The organism is Actinokineospora auranticolor (genome assembly GCF_002934265.1).
In the GTDB taxonomy this organism is placed as follows: domain Bacteria; phylum Actinomycetota; class Actinomycetes; order Mycobacteriales; family Pseudonocardiaceae; genus Actinokineospora; species Actinokineospora auranticolor.
In genome coordinates this window covers 100892-125936 of the sequence record NZ_PTIX01000006.1, presented here as the reverse complement: position 1 = coordinate 125936, position 25045 = coordinate 100892, and the positions used below count along the sequence as shown (strand labels likewise).

Below are 25045 nucleotides of genomic sequence, written 5' to 3'. Positions count from 1 at the left end.
AGGAGCGGGCGATGGCCTGCGAACACACCGAGACCCTGCCCGCCGACGTCCGCGACGACGCCGCCGACGAATGCGCGGAGTGCGTGGCCGCGGGCAACCGCCACTGGGTCCACCTGCGACTATGCCTCACCTGCGGGCATGTCGGGTGCTGCGACTCCAGTCCGGGCAAGCACGCGTCCGGGCACTACCGTGAGACGGATCACCCGGTCATGCGATCGTACGAACCGGGTGAAACCTGGCGCTGGTGCTTCGTCGACGACCGCATCGTCTGACACTGCGTCAACTCAGGACAAAAGCGATGGGGCCCGCCACCGAACCGGTGGCGGGCCCCGATGCTGAGGTCACCGGCGCGGGAAGGTCTCCGCGCGGGAGGCGACGGCGATGTCGGTGTTGTCGGTGAACACACCGTCCACGCCCGCCTTCCAGAAGGCGGCCAGCTCACCGAACAGGTCGCCGTACTCCGACGGCACCGCGGATGACCGGAAGTTCACGGGCAGGAAGTTGTTCTCCGCTCGGAAGGTGTACGGGTGCACCTTCAGCCCGGCCGCGTGCGCGTTGCCCACCAGCGCGGTCGGCTGCGCCAGGTTGCCCGCCGCGTCCCGGGGGATCACCTGGTTCTTGTCCGGCCCGATGCCGTACGCGTACCCGGCCACCTCGCGCAGCCCGGCCGGGGTGACCAGGTCGGCGTAGGTGCGCTTGTCACCGGCCGCGACGAAGTCGTACGGCGCGCCCGAGGCGGACGTCAGCTGGATCAGCGGCACCCGCAGCTTCCGGCTGAGGGACCTCAAGTTGCCAACCTCGAAAGACTGGACGAACACCTTCGCGTCCCGCCGGTTCAGCCCGTTGCGCTCCAACGTGGCAACCAGCTTCGGCTCCAACTCGAGCCCGATCGACCGGAAGTAAGTGGGGTGCTTGGTCTCGGGGTAGATCCCGATCTCCCGCCCCAACTCCCGCGACAGCCGCTTGCGCAGGTCGATGACCTCCTGGAAGGTCGGCACCTGGTACCGCCCGTTGAAGATCGTGTTCTCCTGCCGCAGCTCCGGGATCCGCTCCACCGCCCGCAGCGTCTTCAGCTCGGCCAGGGTGAAGTCCTCCGTCCACCACCCGGTGAGCGTGACCCCGTCAAGCACCTTCGTCTTCTTGCGGTCGGCGAACTCGGTGTGCTTGGCGACGTCGGTCGTGCCCCCGATCTCCGGCTCGTGGCGGGCGACCAGGACGCCGTCCTTGGTGGAGACCAGGTCGGGCTCGATGTAGTCGGCCCCCATGCGGGCCGCCAACTCGTAGCTGGCCAGCGTGTGCTCCGGCCGGTAGCCCGAGGCGCCCCGGTGCCCGAGCACCAGGGGAACTGCTTGCTGCCCGTGCCGTTCACCTCCCTGATCGGGCGAGGCGCTAGCGCTCGTCATCGTGGCAACCCCCAACAACGCCAACGCCGACACGGCAACGCCGATGGTCCGGACAGCGGCCATGGATTCCTCCTACCTCCAGGTGACCGCGCAACCCTCACCCCCAACAGGAAAATCCACCCCACCCCCACCCAAAACCCCGCCAACGTACGGATGAACGCCCTCCAGCCCCACCTTCGCCCCAAACCCACCCGTCCAGCGACACCACACCATCCAGCCGCCCAACTCCCTGCCCCGCCCGCACCACCTCACGCGCCACCAATCTCCCTGCCCCACCCACACCGGCTCATGCGCCACCCGACTCGCTGGCCTGCCCACACCGGCTCATGCGCGACTCGACTCGCTGGCCTGCCCGCACCACCTCACGCGCCACCCGACTCGCCGTCCCGCCCACGCCACCGCACGCGCCACCCGACTCGCTGGCCTGCCCACACCGGCTCATGCGCCACCAATCTCCCTGGCCTGCCCACACCGGCTCATGCGCCACCCGACTCGCCGTTCCGCCCACGCCACCTCACGCGCCACCCAACTCGTTGCCCGGCCTCAGCGCCTCCCTCGGTCCCACCCAAGACGCCGCTTCCTCCCGCCCAACGCGCCAGCACGTTCCCAGCGCGCGCCTCACCCACTCACCGCGCTCGTTCCAGCACCTTCCACCCACGACCGAGCCCCCACTCCGCCCACCCGGCCCAGCCACCTGTTCGGCCCGCCGCCCCTCAACACATGGCCCACCCACCCAGGGGGCGTCCCCCAAGCCCATTCTACCGGCTTGACCAGGCAAAATAGGCAGAGTCGATCTTGCCTGTGGATAACTTCTGTACCCCACACGGGTGCAATCGCCGCCGCCCTCCTAAACGCAGAACCCGCCTCACCACTCACTCCGCCGCGCGAGACACGCCGCAGCCGCGAGGCCGCCACCTCTCCTGCATTTCCCCGCCGCGTGAACCCCCAAGCCCCGGCGGTCGTCCTCCAAGATCCGAACCGGCCTCACCACAAGAACCGCGCCTCGAACCCAGCGACCTCGCAGCACCCAACACCGCAAACACCCTGCTCACGCCCAACCGCCCCAACGGCATGGCCCACCCACCCCGGGGGCCTCCCCCGCCGCCAATTCTACCGGGCTGACCTGCGGAAATGGGCCCAGTCGATCTTGCCTGTGGATAACTCTCGTCCCTCAACCGAGTGAAATCCACCGCCCGCCGACCCGCACCGCATGCCGAGCCGGGTGCGGACCGCCGGAGACGAGCATCTAGGCTCGTCCACCGTGCGTGTCCTGGTTGTCGGGTCTGGCGCCCGCGAACATGCCCTGGTCCTGGCTTTGTCGAAGGATCCCGAGGTCGTCGCGTTGGCGTGCGCGCCGGGCAACGCGGGGACGGCGGCGCTGGCCGAGTCCTACGGCGTCGAGCCCGCCGACCCCACCGCCGTGGCCGAGCTGGCCGCCAAGTGGCAGGCCGACCTCGTCGTCATCGGCCCCGAAGGTCCCCTGGTCGCGGGCGTGGCGGACGCCGTGCGGGCGGCCGGGATCGCCTGCTTCGGCCCCGGCGCCGACGCCGCGCGGATCGAGGGGTCCAAGGCGTACGCCAAGGATGTGATGAACGCCGCCGGGGTGCGGACCGCGCAGAGCGAGATCGTGGACAACCCGGCGCGGTTGGACGCGGCGCTGGCCCGGTTCGGGCCGACCTGGGTGGTCAAGGACGACGGGCTCGCCGCGGGCAAGGGCGTCGTGGTCACCCCCGACCTGCCCACGGCCCGCGCGCACGCCATGACGCTGCTCGAGGGCGGCCACCCCGTGCTGCTGGAGAGCTTCCTCGACGGCCCCGAGGTGTCCCTGTTCTGCGTGGTCGACGCCGAGGGCGCGGTCGTGCCCCTGCTGCCCGCCCAGGACTCCAAGCGCGTCGGCGACGGCGACGCGGGCCCCAACACCGGCGGCATGGGTGCCTACGCCCCGCTGGACTGGGCGCCCGACGGCCTGGTCGACGACGTGGTCCGGGACATCATCCGCCCGGTGGTCGACGAGATGGCGCGCCGCGGCAACCCGTTCTCCGGCCTGCTCTACGCGGGCCTCGCGCTGACGTCCAACGGCCCCGAGGTCATCGAGTTCAACTGCCGCTTCGGCGACCCGGAGACCGAGTCGGTGCTGGCCCTGCTGCGCAGCCCCCTGTCCCGGCTGCTGCTGTCCGCGGCGAAGGGCGAGCTGGCCGCGCACCCGCCGCTGGAGTGGGCGGAGGGGGCGGCGGTCACCGTCATCGTCGCGGCCGACAACTACCCCGGCAGGCCGCGCACGGGCGACGTCATCACCGGCGCCGAGGCCGACGGCGTCCTGCACGCGGGTACCCGCCGCCGCGACGACGGCGCCCTGGTCTCCGCGGGTGGTCGCGTCCTCGCGGTGGTCGGCACCGGCGACGACCTCGCCGCCGCCCGCGTCGAGGCGTACCGCAAGGTCGACGCCATCCACCTGCCCGGCTCCCACCACCGCACGGACATCGCCCTGCGTGCCCTGAACGGTGAGATCGGCGTGCCCGCCACCCGGTAGTTCCCCGAAGTCGGGGCTCGCGCCCCCACCCCATTGGTAGCCTCGAACGAGACCACACCGTCACGATGCGTACCCGGGGGTGCGAGCCATGACCGCTGACCAGTCGCCTGGCGGCATGTTTGGCCTGGTCGACACCATGAACAGGCTCAGCGAGACCCTCCTGCACGCCACCGCCCCCAGCGGCGGCCGCTTCGTCGTCAACAAGGACAACGTCCTCGCCGCCGCGAAGATCATCGACACCCAGGCGGAATCGCTCCGGAGAACGGTCGACTCGGCGAGCGACGGATTGCAGGTAGCCCCTCCCGGGGAGGACGAGGTCAGCGTCCGCGTGGCGGAGGCATGGAACAACCGCCTCGTTTTCGACTTGGACTCCTACCGCGGTCGGATCGGCGAGTACATCACGGGGTTGGAGTCGCTGGTCGAGCAGTTGGCCAACACGGCCAAGAGCTACGGCCACAGCGAGGAAAGCATCACCGCGGCCCTGGGGAGAGGCGCGCGTGCCTAACAAGCTGGGCGCCGCGGTGGCGTCGGCGGTGGTGCTCGCGATGGCTTGTGCCGCGTGCACCTCCACATCCGGGGGCGTTGCCGTACCGGTGGAGAACACTCCGCCGACCGGCTCTCCGGAATCGACGTCCAAGGCGTCGCGGCCGAGTGGAGTGGAGTTGCCTCCCCGGCCGAAGGAGATCAAGATCGACGCCGTCGATCCGTGCAAACTGCTCACCGCGGCTCAGATGGCCCAACTCGAAATCAATAAGGCCGAACCTCGCACCTCCGATGTCAGCGTTTACAAGGGTGCCAAGGAATGCGCGTACCTGGTGAGCGATGCGGGCGGCTACCGATACCTGGCCAGGCTGATAACCAATGAGGGCATCGAGCCCTGGCTCAGCGGTAAACGCAATGTCGATGCCGAGCAGGCGACGGTGGCGGGCTACGCCGCCGCGCGCTTCTACCTGAAGGGCGCGAAGCAGACGACGGCCGTGGACTGCTCGGTCGCCGTCGACGTCGCGTCCGGCCAACACATCTGGTTCAGCATGGTGGTCAACACGCGGGGCGGATTCACCCTGGACCAGATGTGCCAGATGAACGAGCACGTGGCGGACCTGGCGATCACTGCATTGGCGAAGTAAGGGGCTGGAGATGGCAGGGGACAACGGTCTGGGCAACCTGCGCTTCGCGGGCTACGGCTACCCGGCGCTGGCCGACCAGTTGGACAGGTTGCGCGAAGGGCCGGGGTCGGAAAGCCTGCACCTCGCGGCTACGGCCCTCCAACGGATCGCCGAAGAACTCGCCAACACCGACCGAACCCTGCGCCAGCAACTCGCCGCCATCGGCGTCTACTGGGAAGGCGAGGCGTCCGAGGGCGGTCAGGAGGCGACGAAGCAGGCAGGTGTCTATGCCGCCGACGCCGCACCCACGGTCACCGACTCGTCCAACAGCGCAACCGCACAAGGTGAGATCTACTCCGGTACCAGCGGTAGTGCGCCGCAGGGCAGTGAGTTGCGCGGGGCCACCCAGAAGACCGTCTGGGACCAGGGCATGGGCTTCCTGGGCCACACCACGGACCACGCAGCCGAGGTCGAGCGGACCCGCGAAGCGCACCAGCGCGCTGTCGCCGCCATGAACGACTACGCCCGCAACAGCGGCAGCCTCGTCACCGGCGTCCAATCCCTCCCCGTCCCGCCCAAGCTGAACCTCTCCCAAGGCGTCGCGGGCGGCTCCGGCATGACCTCCCCCCAGGGCGTCACCTCCAGCCAGGCCGCCTACACCCCCGGCGGCGCCCCGGGCGGCTTCAACGGCTCCGCCCCCGTCACCACCGGCCCCGGCGGCCAGGCGGGCCCGTTCACCGGCCTCAACCCCGGCACCCCCGGCTTCAATCCAGGCGCCCCCGGAGAGGGCTTCCCGCCGGGAGGCAACCCGGGCAACCCCGGCAACCCGCTCTCACCAGGCTCCGGCCGCGTCTCGGGTGTCGGCCCGATCGTCCCCGGCATCAACGGCATGCCCTCTTCCGGTCCCTTCGGCCCTGGCCTCCGGCCCGGTTTCCCCGGCCCCCTCATGGGCGAGATCGCCACCGCCGCAGGGATCGCGGGTGCGGGCGGTGCCGGTGCCGCGGCCGGTGCCACCGCCGAGAAGGACCAGGTCGTCCGTGGCGGCAAGGGCTCCCCGGGTGGTGCCGACGCCGCCAAGAGGGCGCTTAGTGCCGCTGCTCTGCCGGAGGAGGAGGCGCGGGCTGCGCGCAATGCGGAGCGTCTTGGTGGGCGGTCCGGTAGGCCGTCCTCGTCGCTCATGCAGCCCGCGACGGGCAGCGGTTCCCGCGGCGAGGACGACGACGAGCACGTGCGCAAGTACGGCGTCGACTCCGACGACGTCTTCGGCGACGACCGCCTGGTGATCCCGTCCGTGCTCGGCGAAGACGACTGAGTTGTCCACCCTGGTCCTCTCCGCGCTCGAGTTCGACGTCCTCTGGGAGTCCGAGCGGCTGCCGCTGCGGCACGTGGCGATCGACGTGCCCAGCCCCGGCACGACCCACACCGAGCGCGCCGAGCTGGTCGCGGAGGCCTTCGCCGCGTTGGAGCAGCGGGGGCTGGCGGAGAACGGCCGCGCCGCCCCCGAGGTGGCCGACCGGCTCAGCCTGCTCGCGCACGCCCAGGTCAGCGTCGACGCCTGGGTGTGGACCGACCGCGAGGTCAAGGCGCTCGCCGTCGCCTCCGGAGACCAAGCGGGCTTGGCCGTGGTCGACAACGGCCAAGTCTGGCTCATCGCGGCCCGGGCGACCGCGCTCGCCGAGGCCGCCGTCTCGATAGCCGGGGACGCCCCCGCCGGTCCGGGCCGCTCGGTCAGCCTCCCCACCGACGCGCTCGACGCCGCCGCCAAGCAGGCGGGCAGCGACCCGCAGAACCTGATCACCCCCCTGCACCAGGACGGCGTGCCCCTCTACGAGGCCCAGACCGTGGCCGCGATGCTCGGCGGCATGGGCGTGCGCGGGCAGTTCGGCGTCGAACGGGTGGGCCGGGACCAGCGCAGGCAGCGCGGTGGGCGCGTGGTGTCCTTCCACGACACCAACCAGGGCCGGTACGTCTACCTGTCCCGCCCCAGCAACGACGGCCGCCGATGGAGCACGCTCGCCCCCGCCGACAACGCGCGCATCGCGGGCTGCGTCTGGGAACTGCTCAACGAGACGTGAGCCACGGGAACCACGGGGCGGGCAACCCCGTCCAACGCGTGCGCACCGACTGCTGAGGGGGCTGATCCGTGTCCGGCGCGAATTACAACTTCCAGGCCATCGAACAGTGCCGGGCCGCGGTGTCCGGCCAGGCGGGCCCGGTGGCCGCGGCGGGCGACGACCTGCCGAAGGACGCCGACGGCGCCGTCTTCGGCGAGCTGAGCGCCTCGGCGGCGCTGGCCAACGCCGTGCGGGCGCTGGCTTCCACGGCCGGTGACGAACTCGACCGCGCCGGTGCGCTACTGGGGAACGTCGACCGCGCCTTGGACGCCATCGGGCAGACGGTCGCGAACAACGAAGAGGCGGCCAAGCAGTCGCTGACGGTGTAGGGGGATCCGTGACCGCGAAGGACGACGCCGCCGCGCTCGGCGGTACCGCGGCGCAACTGGCCGCGACAGCGAACAAGGTCTACCTGGCTCAGCCAGCCGTTATCGGCGATTTGGGCACGAAGTTCACTACGGCGGCAACTGCCAACTCCGACTCCGGTTCCAAAGTGGACAATTCAGTCAAGCAGCTCGATGATGCTTGGCAAGGCAAGTCCGCTGACGGGTTTGTCGCGTACATGGCCAATTACACCAAAGCGTCGACCGCGCTAACCGACGTTCTCAACGGCGCAGCGGGCGATTTGCGCACAGCGGCCACAGGACTGCAAAACGCCCGGGACACGTTAGAAGGCATCTTCGGCGACCTGCACTACAACGCCACCTCCTGGCTCAACGCCAACAAAGACGCCCCGGAGGAGGAGAAGCGCTCGCACGTCGACGGCATCGCCTCCGGCTACCAAGGGCGCGTCGCCGAGCAGGTGAACGCGGCGGAGCAGGTGGTGTCCACAGCGGCCTCCGCGCTGAGCGGCCGCCACGTCGACCCCAAGTTCTCCGCCATCCCCGACCCCAACACCCAGGCCTTCGCGCCTGCCCCGGGCAAGCGCATCGACTGGACCCCGACGTCCCAGCCCGACTCCACCACCCAGGCGAGCACCGCGGAGGCCCGGCAGAGCCCCCAGACCTCGGCCGCCCCGACCGGCAACGGCCACAGCGGCGGTTCCGGCGGTGGACACTCCGGCGGCGGCGGTGGGGGCGGAGGTGGTGGTGGCTTCTCCGGCGGACTCGGGTCCAGCGGCGGCCCGCCCGCCGGACCGCCGCCCGGCAACGTGCAGGAGTGGATCAAGCAGGCCATCGCGGAGCTGCGGGCCCGCGGCATCAACGTCACCGAGGCCGACGCCCAGCTGATCTGGGAGATCATCCAGCACGAGTCCGGCGGCAACCCCAACGCGATCAACAACTGGGACTCCAACGCGGCCAAGGGCACCCCGTCCAAGGGCCTGATGCAGTGCATCGACCCGACCTTCCAGTCGTACAAGATCGCAGGTCACGACAACATCTGGAACCCGGTCGACAACATCTGCGCAGGCGTGAACTACGCGATCTCCCGCTACGGCTCGCTGTCGAACGTGCCCGGCATCAAAGCCACCCACGGCGGTGGCGGGTACGTCGGCTACTGAAACCCCTCCCGTTGTGACCGTGAACGCGAGTCTTCGCGCTGCGGCCTAGCCTTGGGCCCATGCACGATCTGCTCACGGTGGCCGCCCGCGCCGCGGTCCCCCCGTTCCACGTCATGGACGTCATCTCGGCGGCCGCCGCCCGGCAGCGCACCCACGGCGACCTGGTGTCGCTGGCCGCGGGGCAGCCGTCCACCGGCGCGCCCCAGGCCGTCCGCCTCGCGGCCGCCGAGGCCCTGGGCTCCCAGCCGCTCGGCTACACCGAGCAGCTCGGCATCCCGGAGCTGCGCGAGGCCCTGGTCCGCCACTACGCGACCCGCTACTCCCTCGACGTCACACCCCAGGACGTCATCATCACCACGGGTTCCTCCGGCGGCTTCCTGCTGGCCTTCCTGTCCGCCTTCGACGCGGGCGACCGGGTGGCCCTGGCCCGCCCCGGCTACCCCGCGTACCGCAACATCCTCACGGCCCTCGGCTGCGAGGTCGTCGAACTGCCCTGCGACGAGTCGACCCGCTTCCAGCCGACGGTCGAGATGCTGGAGGAGGTCGGGCCGATCAGCGGTCTGATCGTGGCCAGCCCGGCCAACCCCACGGGCACCGTGCTCCCGGCGGCGGAGCTGGCGGCGATCGCGGGCTGGTGCGCCGAGCGCGGCGTCCAGCTCATCAGCGACGAGATCTACCACGGCATCTCCTACGGCGCCGAGACCGCGTCGGCCTGGCAGTTCTCCCGGGAAGCGCTGGTGGTGAACTCGTTCTCCAAGTACTTCGCGATGACCGGCTGGCGCCTCGGTTGGCTCCTGGTCCCCCAGCGCCTGCACCGCGCGATCGACTGCCTGACGGGCAACTTCACCATCTGCCCACCCGCGATCTCCCAGTACGCGGGCGTCGCCGCGATCGACGACGAGGTCTACGCCGAACTCGACGGCCACGTCGCCCGCTACGCGCAGAACCGCGACCTGCTCCTGACCGGCCTCAACGACCTCGGCATCACCCGCGTCGCCCCGGCCGACGGCGCCTTCTACGCCTACGCCGACGTCTCCCACCTGACCCACGACTCGCTGAGCTTCTGCCAGCGCCTCCTGGCTGAAACCGGCGTGGCCATCGTCCCCGGCATCGACTTCGACCCGGAAGAGGGCGGCAAGTTCGTCCGCTTCTCCTTCGCCGGGTCCACTGCGGACATCTCGGAAGCCCTTACCCGCCTCCGCACCTGGCTCTAGCAAACCCGGGTGACCCCCGAAAAGCCGACCCGGCTCGCCTCCGGCCCGCCCGGAACCAATTCTGGTGGCGGGGTCCGACAGTTTCGGGAGAAGACGATCAAGCCTGTGGACAACCGGCGTCGAGGCGGGCCTGACCTGGGCCTGAGGGCAGGTCGGATGAGTTATCCACAGGCTTATCAGCTTCTCCCGAAACCGTCGGACCCCGCCCGTAGAATGGATTCCGGGGCCGGAGACGCGCCCAAGGCCAAACCGCAAGGCCAAACCGCGCCGAAAGGCCGAACCGGACCGCGGTGCCGTTCGGGTGATCGCGGAAAGTGACCCCCAAACACCCCGAAGTCACTCGAAGTGGCACCCGGGTCCGGGGAACATTGCGGCATGATCCCCCGTTGACTGGACACGAGCGTTCTTCGGGGAGGCGGCGGACATGGTGCTCAAGATCATCGGTGCGATCATCGTCATCTGGGTGGCGTTCAGCCTGATCGGGTTCATCTTCAAGGCCGTGGGCACCCTGCTGATCATCGCCGCCGTGGCGACGGTCGCGGTGGGGGCCTACGGGGCGATCAAGGGCCGGGCGTCCAACCGGCAGATCAGGTAAACAGCGCTGGTCAGGTAGCACCCCAGGGGTGAGGATGTCGGCGTGTCCGACAAGTTTGCCCCCGGGGTGCGCCAAGACGACCCGCTGGAGCCGCGGCTGGCGGCCTGGGAGGCGCGCGCCGAGTGGCCGCTGACCTGGCTGGCCGTGGGGTTCCTCGCGGCCTACGCCTGGCAGGTGCTCAGCGCGGGCCGCTGGCCGACCGTGCACATCTGGCTTGAGATCTGGCTCTGGCTGGTCTGGGCCGTCTTCGCCGTGGACTACGTCGTCCGGCTGGTCCTGGCCCGGCGCAAGTGGCGGTTCGTCCGCAGGCACCTGTTCGACCTCGTCGTGGTCGCCCTGCCCATGGTCCGCCAGCTGCGCGCCCTCCGGCTGATCACCGTCTTCCGGGTCATCAACCGCCGGGTCGGCAGCAGCCTGCGGGGCCAGGTCGGCATCTACGTCGGCGGCACCACCCTCATGGTCGCCTTCGGCGCCGCCCTGGCCGTGCTGGACGCCGAGCGGTCGGACCCGAACGCGACCATCACCACCTTCGGCGACGCCCTCTGGTGGACCCTCACCACGATCTCGACCGTCGGCTACGGCGACCGCTACCCGGTCACCGTCGAAGGACGCCTGGTCGCGGGCGCACTCATGGTCGGCGGTATCGCCCTGCTCGGTGTGGTCACCGGTGTCATCGCGTCCTGGTTCGTCGAGAAGATCGCGGGCGCCGAGGCGTCCATCGAGCAGGCCACGCGCACCGAGGTGATGGCGCTGCGCGAGGAGATCGCACAGCTTCGGGCCGACCTGATCAGGCCGCCGGACTCCGCGCCACGCTGATCCGGCGCAGCACCTCGTCGATGTCGTGCGCGGGCACGTCCCGGTGCGTGACGAACCGCACGCCGCCGGGCAGCGGCCAGGCCAGCACGCCGACCCTGGTCAGCGACTCCAGCGCCGCCGCCGTGTCGGGCACGGTGGCGATGACGATGTTGGTCTCCGGCGCCGCCACCTCCCAGCCCAGCTCCACCAGCCCGGCCGCGAGCCGCGCCGCGTTGGCGTGATCGGTCGCCAGCTCGTCGATACGCGCCAAGGCCAGCAGGCCGGTCGCGGCCAGCACACCGCCCTGGCGGACGCCGCCGCCGAGCATCTTGCGCACCCGCCGGGCCTCCGCGACGAACGAGCGCGACCCCGCGACCACCGACCCGACCGGCGCGCCGAGCCCCTTGCTCAGGCACACCTGCACGCTGTCCACCCCGACCGCGAGCGCCGCGGGCGGCACCCCCAGCGCCACCGCCGCGTTCCACAGCCGGGCGCCGTCGAGGTGCACGCGCATCCCGGCCTCGCGCGCCGCGGCCACCAGCCGGGCGTGCTCGTCCGGCGGCGTCACCGTCCCGCCCGCCATGTTGTGCGTGTTCTCCAGGCACAGCAGCCGCGTCTCCAGTGCGAAGTAGAGCGACTCGGTCGTGGCCGCCGCGCGCACGTCGTCCGCCGAGACCCGCCCCGGCCCGACGCGCCACTCCAGCGGCTGCGGCATCCCGCCCGCCAGCCACGCCGCGCTGCCCAGCTCGGACTCCAACACGTGCGCGCCGCGCGGCGCCAGGAACCGGTCGCCGCGGCGCAGGTGGATCATCATCGCGATCAGGTTGCCCATGCTGCCGCTGGGCACCCACAGCGCGGCGGCGGTGCCGAGGCTGCCCGCCACCTCGTCCTCGAGTCTGCGCATCGTGGGGTCGCGGTCGAGCACGTCGTCGCCGACCTCGGCCGCGGACATGGCGATCCGCATCGCCTCGTCCGGTCGGGTAACGGTGTCGGAGCGGAGGTCGATTCGACGTGCGTGGGTCACGATCCGATCACACCACAGCTTCGACCATTCGGCCGACGGCGGGGGTGGCGTACATCTCTGTCGGGTCCCGTGCAACCGTAGTGCGGGGCACGTCCGTCCCTTACCCGAAGACAAGACGAGCGGAGAGCGTCCGCGTGGAGCAACGCGAGGAGCAGGAGTTCGCGGAGTACTTCGCTGCCCGGCTGGAAGCCGTGCGCAGAACCGCGTACATGCTCTGCGGCGACTGGCACCGGGCGGACGACCTCGCCCAAACGGCGTTCGTCGCGTTGCACCGCCGGTGGCGCAAGATCCGGGACCGCGGGGCCCTGGACGCCTACGTCCGCAGGTCGGTGGTGCGGGCGATGATCGACGAGACCCGCAGGCCGTGGCGGCGGGAGCGGCACGTGGACGCGGTGCCGGAGGTGGCGGCCTCCAACGCCGAGGTCGGTGAGGTGGTGGCGACCCGGTCGGCGCTGCTCGACGGGCTGGCCCGGGTGCCACCGCGGCAGCGGGCCGTGCTCGTCCTGCGGTTCCTCGAAGGGCTCGACGTCGCGGGGACCGCCCAGGCGCTCGGGTGTTCGGAGGGCACCGTGAAGAGTCAGACCGCGCGCGGTCTCACCGCGCTGCGGGACGTGCTGGGTGACGCGGTGGGCGACCTCAGGTCGAGTTCGTGACGGGGAGGTGGAGGTAGATGGACGAGCGCAAGATCTCGGAGCTGTTCAACAACGCGGTCCGCGACGTGCCGCCGCCCTCGTTCGACGCGGGCGACGTGTCCGACGAGTCGGCCAGGCTGACCCGCAGGCGCAACGGCGTGCTCGCCGGGTCGGCGCTGGGCTTCGCCGTGCTGGTCGCCGGTGTGACGGTCAGCATGACGCTGTTCTCCGGGTCGACGACCGGCGTATCCGATAACGATTCGGCAGCGGTCGCCCCTCAGGTGGCTCCGGACAGTAACACCCCGTTTGCGCCGAACGAGGTAACTCCCGACGGTCCGCGCATCGCGGTTCCCGAAAGTGGCTCTCCGCAGCCGACGCCCAAGCAGGGGGGCTCGGAAGGCGGAGTAGTCGGCACTACTGCCGACAGCACCCCTGGTGGGTGCGGATCGGCGGACGGTGGGCTCGCTGCTGCCCTCGCGGGCGAGCTCCCGTCCGCCGTGAACCGCGGCGCGGTGCGCGATTCCCCGGTGAAGTGCCTGGCAGGCGCCAAGTCCGCCGCCGTCGAGGTGGCGGAGGGCCCCCGCCGCGGGCTGCTGTCGATCATGGTCGTGCCGCCGGACACCAAGCTCGCGTTCCAGCCGGGCGCCGACCGCCCCGGCGACCGCTACGCCGGTCGCGCCAAGTCCGGCGCGCTGGTCGTGCTGGTCTCCGAAGGGGTATCCGGCTCGGCCGCGCCCCCGCTGGACGCGGACGGCCTGCGCGCCATCGGCGAAAAGCTGCTCCCCCGGTACTGACCCGCCCCGCGCGGATCTCGGGGACGGCACAATTCCGGGCATGACAACCGCCACGACGCCCAAGGGCGAGCGCCGCAGGCAAGCGCTCGTCGAGGCGGCGGCGCACCTGCTCGTCGAGGGCGGGTTCGAGGCCGTCCGGCACCGCGCGGTTGCCGAGCGGGCGAGCCTGCCGCTGGCGTCGACCACGTACTACTTCGAGTCCCTCGACGAGCTGATCGCCGCCGCGCTGGAGTTCCTGGGCCGCTCCGAGCTGGCCCAGGGCCGGGCGGTGCTCGACGGGTTGACCGAGCCGCCGCGCGACCTGGAGAAGCTGGTCGAGCTGGTGCTCGACCAGCTGCTCGGCCCGGCCGACACCAACGACGCCGAGGCCGTGCTGCTGCGCTACGAGCGGCTGGTCGCCACCGGCCGCCGCCCCTACCTGCGCCCGCTGATGCTGGAACTGGGCGGCGAGCTGCGCGGGCTGCTGCACGAGACGTTCACCCGGGCGGGCGCCGAGATCGACGCCGCCGAGCTCGAGGAGGTCATCGCGCTGGTCGACGGCTCGGTGGTCAACGCGCTCATCGAGGTCTACCCGGATCCCCGCGCCGCGGCTCGGCGGATGCTGCGCGAGGTGCTGGGCAGGCGCCGGTAAGCTGGTCAGACGTGACCGCAGCGCAGAAGCCCGCCATCCCCAACGTCCTCGCCGGACGCTACGCCTCGACCGAGCTGGCCGCGCTGTGGTCGCCGGAGGAGAAGGTCCGGATGGAGCGCGAGCTGTGGCTCGCCGTGCTCACCGCCCAGGCCCGGCTCGGCATCGACGTCCCGCCGGGCGTCGTCGAGGACTACCGGCGGGTGCTGCCGGAGGTCGACCTGGGCAGCATCGCCGCCCGCGAACGCGTCACCCGGCACGACGTGAAGGCGCGCATCGAGGAGTTCAACGCCCAGGCGGGCCACGAGCACGTGCACAAGGGCATGACCTCGCGCGACCTCACCGAGAACGTCGAGCAGGTGCAGGTCCGCCGGTCGCTGGAGCTGGTGCGCGGCCGGGTCGCCGCGGTGCTGGCCCGACTGGCCCGGCTCGCCGCCGAACACGCCGACCTGGTGCTCACCGGCCGCTCGCACAACGTCGCCGCGCAGGCCACCACGCTCGGCAAGCGCTTCGCCACCGCCGCGGACGAGCTGCTCGTCGCCTTCACCCGGCTCGACGAGCTGATCACCCGCTACCCGCTGCGTGGGGTCAAGGGGCCGGTCGGCACCGCCCAGGACATGCTCGACCTGCTCGGCGGCGACCAGGACAAGCTGGCCGAGCTGGAGCACGAGGTCGCCGAGCACCTGGGCTTCGACGCGCGGTTCGTCAGCGTCGGTCAGGTCTACCCGCGGTCGCTGGACTACGACGTGCTGACCGCGCTCGTGCAGCTCGCCGCCGGGCCGTCGAGCCTGGCCAAGACGATCCGGCTGATGGCCGGGCACGAGCTGGTCACCGAGGGCTTCAAGCCGGGCCAGGTCGGCTCGTCGGCCATGCCGCACAAGATGAACACGCGCTCCTGCGAGCGGGTCAACGGCCTCGCGGTGATCCTGCGCGGCTACGCGTCGATGGCGGGCGAGCTGGCCGGTGACCAGTGGAACGAGGGCGACGTGTCGTGCTCGGTCGTGCGCCGGGTCGCCCTGCCGGACGCGTTCTTCGCCCTCGACGGTCTACTTGAGACGTTCCTCACCGTGCTCGACGAGTTCGGCGCCTACCCGGCGGTGATCGGCCGCGAACTCGACCGGTACCTGCCGTTCTTGGCCACCACCAAGGTGTTGATGGCCTCGGTGCAGGCGGGCGTCGGCCGGGAGACCGCGCACCAGGCGATCAAGGAGCACGCGGTCGCGGTCGCGCTGGCCATGCGCGAGCAGGGCGCCGAGCGCAACGACCTGCTGGACCGGCTCGCCGCTGACGACCGCATCCCGCTGGACCGCGCGGGTCTGGACGCGCTGCTGGCCGACCGGCTGCCGTTCACCGGGGTGGCGGGCGCGCAGGTCGCCGAGGTCGTGCGGCGGGTCGAGGCGGTGCTGACGCGCTTTCCGGAGGCGTCCGGGTACGCGCCGGGCGCGATTCTGTAGTCCGGGTCACGGGTTCCGGGTCTCGGTATGTGAGAGATCCGGAACGTCTTGGCGTTCAAGGGCCGTGGCTGCATACCGTCGGTGACGAACGCGGGTGACCCGGACCGGGTGCGATCCGCGTGATTCGTTGTGCGACAAGCACATGAACCACGGAAAGACCGATGCGGACTTCTTTGCTGCGCGTAGTCGCGCTCGCTGTTGCCGGTATCGCCGCCACAACCGCGCTGACCGCGTGCGGCTCGTCCTCCGGGGACGCCGCCGCCGGTTCGGGTGGCCCCCAGGTGCTGCGGGTCGGCACCCTCGGTGACGCGCCGCCGAACGTCTACCAGGAGAACGGCGTCTACACCGGGTTCGACAACGAGCTGTTCAAGGTCGTCGCGGAGAAGGCCGGGTACAAGGTCGAGTTCGTCGGCACCGACTTCTCCGCGCTGCTCGGCCAGGTCGCCAACCGCACGTTCGACGCGGGCTCGTCGGCGATCGCGCAGACCGACGAGCGGCGCAAGACCGTCGACTTCAGCCACCCGTACAACTACGAGTACGTCAGCGTCCTGAGCAAGGACAAGTCCATCACCGACGCGCAGCTCCTCGACGGCAAACGGGTCGCGGTGATCCAGGCCACGGTCGGCGACAAGTACCTGGGCGCCACCGTGCCCGGCGCGCAGATCGTGCGCTTCCCCAGCTACGACGCGGCGATCGCGGGTCTGCGCAACGGCAACGTCGACGCGTGGGTGGTCGACCTGACCATCGCGGAGAAGTACGCCAAGGACGACCCGGCGCTGGCGGTCACCGCGACCATCGAGGCCAAGGACCTGCCGCACGGCTTCGCGGTGCGCAAGGGCAACGACGAGCTGCGCGCCAAGCTCAACGACGGCCTGCGCGCGGCGATCGCGGACGGCACCTGGCTGCGGCTGCACGACAAGTTCATCCCGAGCGTGCCCGCGCCGTCCCAGTTCAAGCCCTGATGTCGGACCTGCTCGACACCTTCCTCAACTGGGACTACATCGCCGAGGTCCTCCCCGACCTGCTCGGCACCGGCTTGGCCAACACGCTGATCCTGGCGGGGTGCTCGGCGGTGCTGGGCACGGCCCTGGGGCTCGGGCTGGCGCTGATGGGGCTGTCGCACCGGCGCTGGCTGCGCTGGCCCGCACGGGTGTACACCGACGTGTTCCGCGGCCTGCCCGCGATCGTGACGATCCTGCTTGTCGGGCAGGGCCTCGCGGTCGTGGCCAGGCCGCTGGTCGGCACGAACCCGTACCCGCTGGGCATCCTGGCGCTGAGCCTGATCGCGTCGGCCTATGTCGGCGAGATCTTCCGGTCGGGCATCCAGAGCGTCGACAAAGGACAGTCGGAGGCGGCGCGGGCGCTGGGCATGACGCACACCGCGACCATGGCCAAGGTCATCGTCCCCCAGGGCGTGCGGCGGGTGCTGCCCGCGCTGGTGAACCAGTTCATCGCGCTGGTCAAGGACTCCAGCCTGGTCTACTTCCTGGGGCTGCTGGCCTCGCAGCGGGAGCTGTTCCGCATCGGGCAGGACGTCGCGGCCAACACGGGCAACCTGTCGCCGCTGGTGGCGGCGGGGTTGGTGTACCTGGCGATCACCGTGCCGCTCACGCACCTGGTGAACTTCGTCGACCGGCGGCTGCGTGAGGGCCGCCCGGTGCGGGGAGGTGACACCCTTGCCGAGCTCGAGCCTGCGCGTGGCTGACCTGCACCTGTCGTTCGGCACCCTGGAGGTGCTGCGCGGGGTGGATCTCGAGGTGCCCAGAGGCAGCACGACGTGCGTCATCGGACCGTCCGGGTCGGGCAAGTCGACCCTGCTGCGCGCGATCAACCAACTGGACCGCCCGGCGAGCGGCGACGTCCTCCTCGACGGCGTCAGCGTCATCGGCACCGACCCGAACCGGCTGCGCAGGCGGATCGGGATGGTGTTCCAGCACTTCAACCTCTTCGCCCACCGCACGGTGCTGGACAACCTCGTACTCCCCCTGCGCTCCGTGCTGGGGCTGTCCAAAGAGGAGGCCCGCGAACGCGCCCTGCGCCACCTGACCGACGTCGGCCTGGCGGACAAGGCCCCGTACCGCCCCTCCGCCCTCTCCGGCGGCCAACGCCAACGCGTGGCGATCGCCCGCGCCCTGGCCATGGGCCCGGAGCTGATGCTGTTCGACGAGGCGACCAGCGCACTGGACCCGGAGCTGGTGAAGGGCGTCCTGGGCCTCATGACCGACCTGTCCGCGGGCGGGATGACCATGGTCGTCGTCACCCACGAGATGGGTTTCGCCCGTTCGGTCGCCGACCAAGTGGCCTTTATGGACCAGGGCCGGGTCGTGGCGGCGGGGCCGCCCGCCGCCGTGTTCGACTCCCCCACGAGTCCCAGACTCCGGAGCTTCCTCTCACAGGTGCTGTGAACGGGTAGCGTGGGTGTCGTGGCAACGGTCTCGGCACTCACGTATTACCCGGTCAAGGGCTTCTCGGGCGTCCCGGTAACCACCGCGGAGACCACCGAGACCGGCCTGCTGGACGACCGCCTCCTGATGGTCGTAGAGGCCTCGGACGGCAGCTTCGTCAGCCAACGCAAACTCCCCGCCATGGCCGCCGTCCAAGCAGCCCTGTCGAACAACCGCCTGACCCTGACCGCCCCCAACACCGACGAGTTCGAACTGGACCTGACCCACACCGGCCCCGAGCGCGAAGTGAGCCTTTTCAACCGCTGGTTCGGCCCCGCCGTAGACCAAGGCGACCCGGCGGCCAAGTGGTGCTCCACAACCCTCAACCGAGACGTCCGACTGGTCCGCGTCCCGCCGAACCACGACCGGGAGGGCTGGGGCACCCACCCCGGCAAGGTCGGCTTCGGCGACGCCCACGCCATCCTGATGACGTCGGACTCCTCCTTGGCCGACCTCAACACCCGCATCGAGACCGCGGGAGCCACACCGATCCCGATGGACCGCTTCCGCGCCAACATCGAGGTCACCGGCTGGCCAGACCCATACACCGAAGACCGAGTCCACACCCTGACCATCGGCACAACCACCCTAGGCTTCTCAACCCAAGCGGTTCGGTGCGCGGTGCCCACGGTCGACCAGCGAACCGGCGCCAAGACGGGCCCCGAACCCACCCGAACCCTCGCCACGTACCGCCGCCACCCCACCCGCCCAGGCGTAACCTTCGGCGCCAAGCTCGCCATCCTCACCCCAGGCACCCTGAGGGTGGGTGATGACGTACACGTGAGCGAGTGGCAGTAGTATGTCCCCAACACACCAAGTCCGGGTGGCGGAATGGCAGACGCGCTAGCTTGAGGTGCTAGTGCCCTTAGCGGGCGTGGGGGTTCAAGTCCCCCCTCGGACACACACTATTCACCCGTGGAGAGGCCGTCACGTAGACGGCCTCTTCTGCTTCCTGGTACAGGACTTCCAGCCCGATCTCGGCATACAGCGCGGCCAGCCGGTCGGTGTCCCCGCTGTTCACTATGTCCTGCACGTCACCCAGCGAATCGATCATGGCGTACAGCTCCGCGGCGGACGCCGTCCCCGGCGCCTGCTCCAACTCCGCCTGTGCGGCGGCTCGTTCGGCCTGGGCTTGGCTGGTGACCTCGACCAAGGCCATCGGGTCTGCTCGGCGTGTCGTTGGCGTCGAGGAGCAGTTGCGCGGTGGCGTTCGCGCGAGCGTGGGTGAAGTTGTCGGCTATCCACTAACCAGGGGTGTTCAGTGTGGACCTGTTGAGATCCCGGTTGGTCGGTTAGTTGTTTCGGTCGGCGACTACGTAGTGATCCTGGTCTAGTTCGTTGAGGTCGATGGCGACCAGTCGGCTCCCTGTGACGGTGATGAGTCGACACCATTCTTCATTGTGATCGTGCCAGGTCCGGGGCTTGTCCTGGCTCGCGCGGGTGGCTCGTTCGGCTGCCTTGCCCTGCATCCCTGTGCCAACTAGATCGTACACGCGTCGCTTCACCGTGTTGCTGGACGGAGACGTTGACTCCTGGACCAAAGGTGGCGGTTGCCCTGAGCGATTCGATGTTGACGCCTGTTATGTGTAAGTCTCATCGATCACGCCGTCAGCCGTATCCATGCTGTCGACCTTGGCATAGTGCAGATCGTCGAAGTCGAGGGCGATCTCGATTGCGCTGAAGTGGCACTCGGCCGCGTAGACCTTGCCCTTCTCTGCCGGGCGCAGCAGCTCGGGATCGATCGAGCCCTTCGTTTCGAAGACCATGTAGCGGTTGCCGTTGGGGCGCTCGATAACGACAGCCCAGTCCGGGTTGTAGTCGCCTAGTGGCGTCGGAATTGTGAATGCCGCAGGCAGCTTGACGAAGGTCCGGACGTCAGTCCGCTGCTTGAGCGCCATGGCGAAGGCGCGCTCGACGGCGGAGTCGACGACGATGTACTTGTACGGCGACTTGGTGTCGAAGGAGATGAGTTCGCCGTCGTCCCCGGTGACGACGTTCCCGTTCGGGCCGGTGTAGCCGGTGAGGTCGGCCTCGGCGAAGATCGAGAGCGGGTGCTGGCGAGCGGCCTCAGGCCTGGTGGCGTCGACGAGTTCGTACCGGAGACCGGCGACGAGCAGCTGTTCCTTCGCGCTGTTGATCACTTGGGTCGCGTGGTCGACGTAGACCTGCGGGTTCTTTCGGAACTGCGCCAGCGTGCCCGACTCGGTCAGTGCTTGGGCGAGTGTCCGGCGGGTGAGTTGGGTACGGTCGGCGAGGACCGACAGGATGTCCGGGAGGTCGTCGCGATCCGCGTAGGCCACATCGATCCGCTCGGTGCGCATGGTGGTGCTCCGCAGGCCGCCTTGGTCGATGTCGTTGACGACGGTGGTCTCCCACACCCCTTTGCGGTCCGGCACGGGGGGCAGGGCGCGCAGAGCCGAGACGATGGCCGCCTGCAGCCCGGATTCCTCGACGCTGACGCGGAATTGGGTGCGGTGCTTGATCCGCTCCCACAGCGCCTGGAACTCCGGGCTCTCCAGGCGCTCGCCGACCACGGGGACGGAAACCCGGTCGCCTGCTTTCCTGATATCGATCGGCTTGACGAGCCGCTTGATGAGGCGCTGGACCACGTACCGGGCCGTAACGCCGGGAACCGCCGCCGCGACGAGCGCGCGCAGCTCCTCGGTGTCGCCTGCGACGGCCTCACGCAGGCTGTCCTCGACCTTGGCGACGCCCTTGCCGGAGGGTGTGACGTATCGGGCTGCGACCAGTGCGTTGAACAGGGCTCGGGCGATCTCGTCCCCGACCGGCACCGGTTGGGCACCGGGCGTGGGTTTGTGGGTGAGGCGCGCGAAGCCGTCGATGGTCACCCGGCCGAACTCGATGCCGAGATCATCGGCGAGCTCGCGCTGGAGCTGCTCGGCGAACTCCTCGTACGACTCGTTCGCGATCACGGTGAGACGGTTGACGTCGAAGCCGGGCACGCGCTTACCGCTGCCGTCGATGCAGATACGCAGGCCACGGCCGATGCTCTGCCGCCGCCACCGCTCGGTGCCCATGGTGCGCAGCACGCAGATCTGGAACACGTTCGGGTTGTCCCAGCCCTCCTGCAGCGCGGAGTGCGTGAAGACGAAGCGGATCGGGGAACCGGGAGTGGTCAACCCGACCTTGTCCTTCATGATCTGCTCGTAGGCCAGGCTCGCCTGCTGGCGCCCCCTGTCGTTGGTCTCCGAGGTGTCCACGAGCCGCTCGGACCTGCCTTTGGACCGGTCGATGGAGAAGTACCCCTGGTGGGCGCGAGCCGCGACCGCGTCGGCGGGATCGCCCCCCAGCAGGCTGCGGAACTCCGGCTCGGCGGAGACCTTCGCGTATTCCTCCTCGAACACCTGCGCGTACTCGCCCGGTTGGGCGTCACCGTTGTCGTCGTAGACGCGGTACTTCGCGACCGAGTCCACGAAGAGGAGGCTGAGCACTTTGATCGCCCTGCCTGCGACGGCGAACTCCTGCTCCTTGCGCAGATGCTGCCGGATCGTCTGGGCGATCATCTGCCGGGCGCGCTCATCGACGGTGATCTCGGCACCGACGGCATCGTGGACCCTCAGCTCGACAAGGTCCCCGAAGCGCACCGACTCCGCCCCGGGGACCACGCTGATCGCGTCGAGGGTGAGGTGGCGGTAGCGAGCGCGACCGGTCACATCCTCGAGGTTGGCCCCGACGGGTACGTCGACCGCCTTGCGCTTGATCTGGCTGCCGACCTCGACGTCGAGCTCCAACCTGGCCTTCAGCGCGGAAGCGGTGCGCTTGGTCTGGAGCAGGCGGACGTACGGTGCGGTGCCGTTGGCCTCGGTGACCAGGGAGTCGACCTCGATCTGCTTGACCAGAGCCTGCTCGTACGCGGCGATCGCATCCAGGCGATAGACGAGGTTCGCCTTGTCGTGCCGGGGATGTGTCGCGGAGTAGCGCAGTACCGCCGTGGCGTGCATGCCCTTCGCCAAAGATTGCCTGCCGACGGTGTTGTCGTCCCGGCTCGGCGCGCGCCCCTCAATGGCGACGCGGCCCGCCCCCTTCGCCTTGCGCGGGTTGCCGTCATCGCCGTAGACGCTCTGCGGCTCGTCGACGATGACCATGGGGCGCGTGGCGCGGATCAGGTCCATCGGGATCTCGAAGCCGAGGTCCTCCACCTGCTGGTGCACCTTGTTGGTGGCCTTGTTGACCGCGGCAGCGGTGGTGATCAGCACCTCGATGCCGGATGAGGTGGCGAAGGAGCGCACCCGCGAGAGGTTGCCGCCGTCTAGCCGGAACGAGGAGAGCCGCTGGCCGGGGTAGAGCGCCTCGAAATGCTCGTGCAGCAAGGCGATCGAGGTGGTCACGCCTTCGCTGATGGCGACGGAGGGCACCACGACGACGAACTTCGTGAACCCGTAGAGCTTGTGCAGCTCGTGGATCGTGCGCAGGTAGACGTAGGTCTTGCCGGTGCCGGTTTCCATCTCGATCGTGAAGTTGAGCGACGTGAGCTGCTCGTCGTGGGCCAGGCCCGCGCGGTCCTGCACCATGTGCAGATTGGCCAGGATGACGTCGGTGTGCAGGCGTAGCCGGTTGCCGATGCCGAGGGTGCCCTCGCCCGACTCGGCTTCGTCCAACCCGGGCAGCGCGGGGACGTCGCTGATCTTGCGGGCTTGGACGGTGAACTGGCCGGTGAGCGAATCTTGCCCGCGGAAGAGATCGGTGACGGCGTTGATGGCGGCGCGCTGGTAGTCGAGGTTGGCCTCGAAGGTGAACTTCATGCCGACCTCAGATGCTGCGCAGGGTCGTGACACCGGCCTGCCGCAGCGCCGCGGCGAGGTTCAGTTTGGCGCTGGAGTCGCGGAAACCCGTGTCGAGGACCACGACGGTCACGTCGGAGTCAACCGGGTCCTCGTCCCGCCACGCGATGATCGCTCTCGCGACCTCGTCCGCCTTCGCGGCGTCCAGATCGCCACCGAAGAACGCGTAGAGCGTGCCTGCAAGGCTGTAGAGGGTGGACTCGGCGACCTTCCTGGTCGCAACCGGTGTCACCAGATCGATGCCCAGCCGCAGCATCATCTCCACCAGGAGATCGTCTGTGCTGCGGCCGCTGACGAGGTTGTCGACGGAATCGAGCAGGTCGAGCTCGGCTGTCCCGTCCCAGGGTTTGACGTTGGAGTCAGCCAGCTTGTAGGAGCGGAAGCCGGTATCTATGCCCTGCGCGTCCAGCGTTCCTTGCTGTGCGATTTGCGCGCCCGCGCGCCGTAGTCGCTCGCGTGTGATGTCGGCGATCGTCGCGTAACCGTCCTTTTTGACTGGCTCGTCGAGCTGGACCAGGATATAGCGCCGGTTGCCGCCGTCGGCGGCATTGAGGTCCATCACCGCGTGACCGGTCGAACCGGAACCGGCGAAGAAGTCGAGAACGAGCGCGTCAGAGTTACCCGCTGCGGCGAGGTTGATCCATCGCGCGACGACATCCTTATCTTTGGGGTACTCGAATACTCCTTCGCCGAGCAGCTGGTCGAGCGCTTTCGACGAGCTCGTTCGCTTGCGTTCGAACACGGAAGTGGGCACCGCTCCGTCATCCGAGTCGAGGTAGGTCTTGCGGTTGATGAACTCAGTGTGGTCCTTGCCCCAGACTATCAGCCCGTTATCGATGTCCTGCTGCATCCTTTCCGGCTTCGAGTAGATCCACCCGCGCGCGGGTACTCGAACGGGCAAGCCGGTGACCGGGTGGAGCACGTCATAGCGCGGCCCGCCGCCGCCGGGCCAGGAGATATCCCGCTTGCGGTACACCCGACCGTCCGATTCAAACTCGTAGAATCGATTGTTTTCCTTGGCGGGATGGCCTGCGGGCAGGGAAGAAATCCACTTTTTCATCAGGCGGGTGGCTTCTTCGGGCTTTTTTCCCGACTCCAGCCAGGCCTGTTGTGATGCCTTGAGGGTCGTCTCGTCAGCCTGGCGCGGTTCGCGCCACAGCACGCCCTTCTCCTTCAGGCTGCGCTCATTCTTCGCGTATATCAGCATGTAGTCATGGCCGACGGAAACGTACCTTGAGTCATTTTTGCGTCCGCCTTGCCAGACCACGTTGGCGATGTAGTTCTCCGCCCCGAAGATCCGGTCGGTCAGGAGTTTCAGGCGCGCGTTCTCTGTGTCATCGATCGCGACGATGATCACGCCTGTCTCCTTGAGGAGATGATGGGCCAATAGCAGGCGGGGGTACATCATCGAGAGCCACTTGGAATGGCGAGAGGCCCCGGCCCGACGATCAGCCGCGAGATCGGAGGCAGCACCGTGCTCAAGCGAGCCGGTCTCGTCGCGGAGACCGGCGGCCATCTCGGTCTCCGTGCGGGAGGCGCCGAACTTGTCGTCATAGACGAAGTCGTTCCCGGTGTTGTACGGCGGGTCGATGTAGATGACGTCGACCGCGCCGGTGTAGCCCCGGCGCAGCAGGCGGAGGACCTCAAGGTTGTCGCCCTCGATCACCATGTTGCGGGTGGTGTCCCAGTCCACCGACTCGTCCTGGCGCGGGAGCAGCGTCCGCGTCGCCGGTTGGGCCGAGAGCTTGCGGGCCTCGTTCATGCCGGGCCAGCGGAGGCCGAAGCCCTCCGCACCGCTCCGGTCGGCCTGCTGACCGATCAGATCGGCCAAGACGTCGAGACTGACCTTTCCGTCGACGACGGCGTCGGGGAAGAGCCGGGCGAGGGCGTCGATGTTGCCCTGGACCTCTCCAGGGCCCTGATGATCGCGCTTGTCGCTGATCGGCTCGAACGGGTTGCTGTCCGCGGTCACGTCTTCGTCTCTCTCGGGGTCGTGCACTGGCAATGGT

Annotated in this window: 24 protein-coding genes and 1 tRNA gene; 20 read left to right on the top strand and 5 right to left on the bottom strand. The window is 69.5% G+C overall.

What is annotated here, in order from left to right:
• Nucleotides 1–11: 11 nt before the first annotated feature.
• Nucleotides 12–272, top strand: a complete 261-nt coding sequence (locus tag CLV40_RS13265) for a UBP-type zinc finger domain-containing protein (RefSeq protein ID WP_104479184.1) — start codon at nt 12–14, stop codon at nt 270–272.
• A 69-nt stretch (nt 273–341) separates the two neighbouring features.
• On the opposite strand, the gene CLV40_RS13260 is transcribed toward CLV40_RS13265, so the two are convergent.
• Nucleotides 342–1466 (bottom strand): glycerophosphodiester phosphodiesterase, encoded by a 1125-nt coding sequence (locus CLV40_RS13260; RefSeq protein WP_104479183.1) that lies wholly within the window; start codon nt 1464–1466, stop codon nt 342–344.
• Between the two features lie 1198 nt (nt 1467–2664).
• Here CLV40_RS13260 and purD point away from each other — a divergent pair.
• The 10 genes from purD (at nt 2665) to CLV40_RS13215 (ending at nt 11279) form a co-directional block, all read left to right on the top strand.
• The gene (purD, locus tag CLV40_RS13255) at nt 2665–3933 is read left to right on the top strand and encodes a phosphoribosylamine--glycine ligase (protein ID WP_104479182.1); all 1269 of its coding nucleotides are present in this window, start codon (nt 2665–2667) and stop codon (nt 3931–3933) included.
• Nucleotides 3934–4021: 88 nt separating this feature from the next.
• A complete protein-coding gene (locus CLV40_RS13250; protein ID WP_104479181.1) occupies nt 4022–4438 on the top strand; it encodes a PE domain-containing protein in 417 nt (138 codons plus the stop codon).
• The gene (locus CLV40_RS13245; protein ID WP_146108022.1) at nt 4431–5060 is read left to right on the top strand and encodes a DUF3558 domain-containing protein; all 630 of its coding nucleotides are present in this window, start codon (nt 4431–4433) and stop codon (nt 5058–5060) included. The genes CLV40_RS13250 and CLV40_RS13245 overlap by 8 nt, the downstream gene beginning before the upstream one ends.
• Nucleotides 5061–5070: 10 nt before the next feature.
• Nucleotides 5071–6351, top strand: coding sequence for a PPE domain-containing protein (locus CLV40_RS13240; protein WP_104479180.1), 1281 nt, complete (start codon nt 5071–5073; stop codon nt 6349–6351).
• A 1-nt stretch (nt 6352) separates the two neighbouring features.
• Complete coding sequence (locus CLV40_RS13235; RefSeq protein WP_245931264.1) at nt 6353–7114, top strand: ESX secretion-associated protein EspG; 762 nt, start codon at nt 6353–6355, stop codon at nt 7112–7114.
• Nucleotides 7115–7182: 68 nt separating this feature from the next.
• Nucleotides 7183–7482: a hypothetical protein gene (locus CLV40_RS13230; RefSeq protein WP_104479179.1), complete on the top strand. Its 300-nt coding sequence runs from the start codon at nt 7183–7185 to the stop codon at nt 7480–7482.
• Nucleotides 7483–7490: 8 nt separating this feature from the next.
• Complete coding sequence (locus tag CLV40_RS13225; RefSeq protein ID WP_104479178.1) at nt 7491–8654, top strand: transglycosylase SLT domain-containing protein; 1164 nt, start codon at nt 7491–7493, stop codon at nt 8652–8654.
• 59 nt (nt 8655–8713) lie between these two features.
• Nucleotides 8714–9868, top strand: coding sequence for a pyridoxal phosphate-dependent aminotransferase (locus CLV40_RS13220; RefSeq protein ID WP_104479177.1), 1155 nt, complete (start codon nt 8714–8716; stop codon nt 9866–9868).
• 424 nt (nt 9869–10292) lie between these two features.
• Nucleotides 10293–10463, top strand: a complete 171-nt coding sequence (locus CLV40_RS37970; RefSeq protein ID WP_181043478.1) for a hypothetical protein — start codon at nt 10293–10295, stop codon at nt 10461–10463.
• A 42-nt stretch (nt 10464–10505) separates the two neighbouring features.
• Nucleotides 10506–11279, top strand: a complete 774-nt coding sequence (locus CLV40_RS13215; protein WP_245931263.1) for a potassium channel family protein — start codon at nt 10506–10508, stop codon at nt 11277–11279.
• Here the strand turns inward: CLV40_RS13215 and CLV40_RS13210 are convergent.
• A complete protein-coding gene (locus CLV40_RS13210; protein ID WP_104479176.1) occupies nt 11251–12282 on the bottom strand; it encodes a threonine aldolase family protein in 1032 nt (343 codons plus the stop codon). The two genes, CLV40_RS13215 and CLV40_RS13210, sit on opposite strands and share 29 nt — an antisense overlap.
• Nucleotides 12283–12416: 134 nt before the next feature.
• Between CLV40_RS13210 and CLV40_RS13205 the strand changes: the two genes are divergently transcribed.
• The 9 genes from CLV40_RS13205 (at nt 12417) to CLV40_RS13160 (ending at nt 19135) form a co-directional block, all read left to right on the top strand.
• Complete coding sequence (locus CLV40_RS13205) at nt 12417–12935, top strand: SigE family RNA polymerase sigma factor (RefSeq protein WP_104479175.1); 519 nt, start codon at nt 12417–12419, stop codon at nt 12933–12935.
• A gap of 17 nt (nt 12936–12952) precedes the next feature.
• The gene (locus tag CLV40_RS37235) at nt 12953–13708 is read left to right on the top strand and encodes a hypothetical protein (protein ID WP_146108021.1); all 756 of its coding nucleotides are present in this window, start codon (nt 12953–12955) and stop codon (nt 13706–13708) included.
• A 40-nt stretch (nt 13709–13748) separates the two neighbouring features.
• The gene (locus CLV40_RS13190) at nt 13749–14339 is read left to right on the top strand and encodes a TetR/AcrR family transcriptional regulator (protein ID WP_104479172.1); all 591 of its coding nucleotides are present in this window, start codon (nt 13749–13751) and stop codon (nt 14337–14339) included.
• Between the two features lie 11 nt (nt 14340–14350).
• Entirely contained in the window at nt 14351–15790 is a 1440-nt protein-coding gene (purB, locus tag CLV40_RS13185; protein ID WP_104479171.1) for an adenylosuccinate lyase, read from the top strand.
• Between the two features lie 161 nt (nt 15791–15951).
• Complete coding sequence (locus tag CLV40_RS13180) at nt 15952–16752, top strand: ABC transporter substrate-binding protein (protein ID WP_104479170.1); 801 nt, start codon at nt 15952–15954, stop codon at nt 16750–16752.
• Nucleotides 16752–17495: an amino acid ABC transporter permease gene (locus CLV40_RS13175; protein WP_104479169.1), complete on the top strand. Its 744-nt coding sequence runs from the start codon at nt 16752–16754 to the stop codon at nt 17493–17495. Before CLV40_RS13180 ends, CLV40_RS13175 begins: the two co-directional genes overlap by 1 nt.
• Nucleotides 17467–18195, top strand: a complete 729-nt coding sequence (locus CLV40_RS13170; protein WP_181043477.1) for an amino acid ABC transporter ATP-binding protein — start codon at nt 17467–17469, stop codon at nt 18193–18195. Before CLV40_RS13175 ends, CLV40_RS13170 begins: the two co-directional genes overlap by 29 nt.
• Nucleotides 18196–18213: 18 nt before the next feature.
• Nucleotides 18214–19032 (top strand): MOSC N-terminal beta barrel domain-containing protein, encoded by an 819-nt coding sequence (locus CLV40_RS13165; protein ID WP_245931262.1) that lies wholly within the window; start codon nt 18214–18216, stop codon nt 19030–19032.
• Between the two features lie 19 nt (nt 19033–19051).
• Nucleotides 19052–19135: transfer RNA gene (locus tag CLV40_RS13160), tRNA-Leu, on the top strand.
• Here CLV40_RS13160 and CLV40_RS13155 read toward each other — a convergent pair.
• From CLV40_RS13155 to CLV40_RS13145, 3 genes are all read right to left on the bottom strand, one after another.
• Complete coding sequence (locus CLV40_RS13155) at nt 19100–19393, bottom strand: hypothetical protein (protein WP_104479166.1); 294 nt, start codon at nt 19391–19393, stop codon at nt 19100–19102. The two genes, CLV40_RS13160 and CLV40_RS13155, sit on opposite strands and share 36 nt — an antisense overlap.
• A 421-nt stretch (nt 19394–19814) precedes the next feature.
• The gene (locus tag CLV40_RS13150; RefSeq protein ID WP_104479165.1) at nt 19815–22997 is read right to left on the bottom strand and encodes a restriction endonuclease; all 3183 of its coding nucleotides are present in this window, start codon (nt 22995–22997) and stop codon (nt 19815–19817) included.
• 7 nt (nt 22998–23004) lie between these two features.
• Complete coding sequence (locus CLV40_RS13145; RefSeq protein ID WP_181043476.1) at nt 23005–25008, bottom strand: site-specific DNA-methyltransferase; 2004 nt, start codon at nt 25006–25008, stop codon at nt 23005–23007.
• Nucleotides 25009–25045 lie beyond the last annotated feature (37 nt).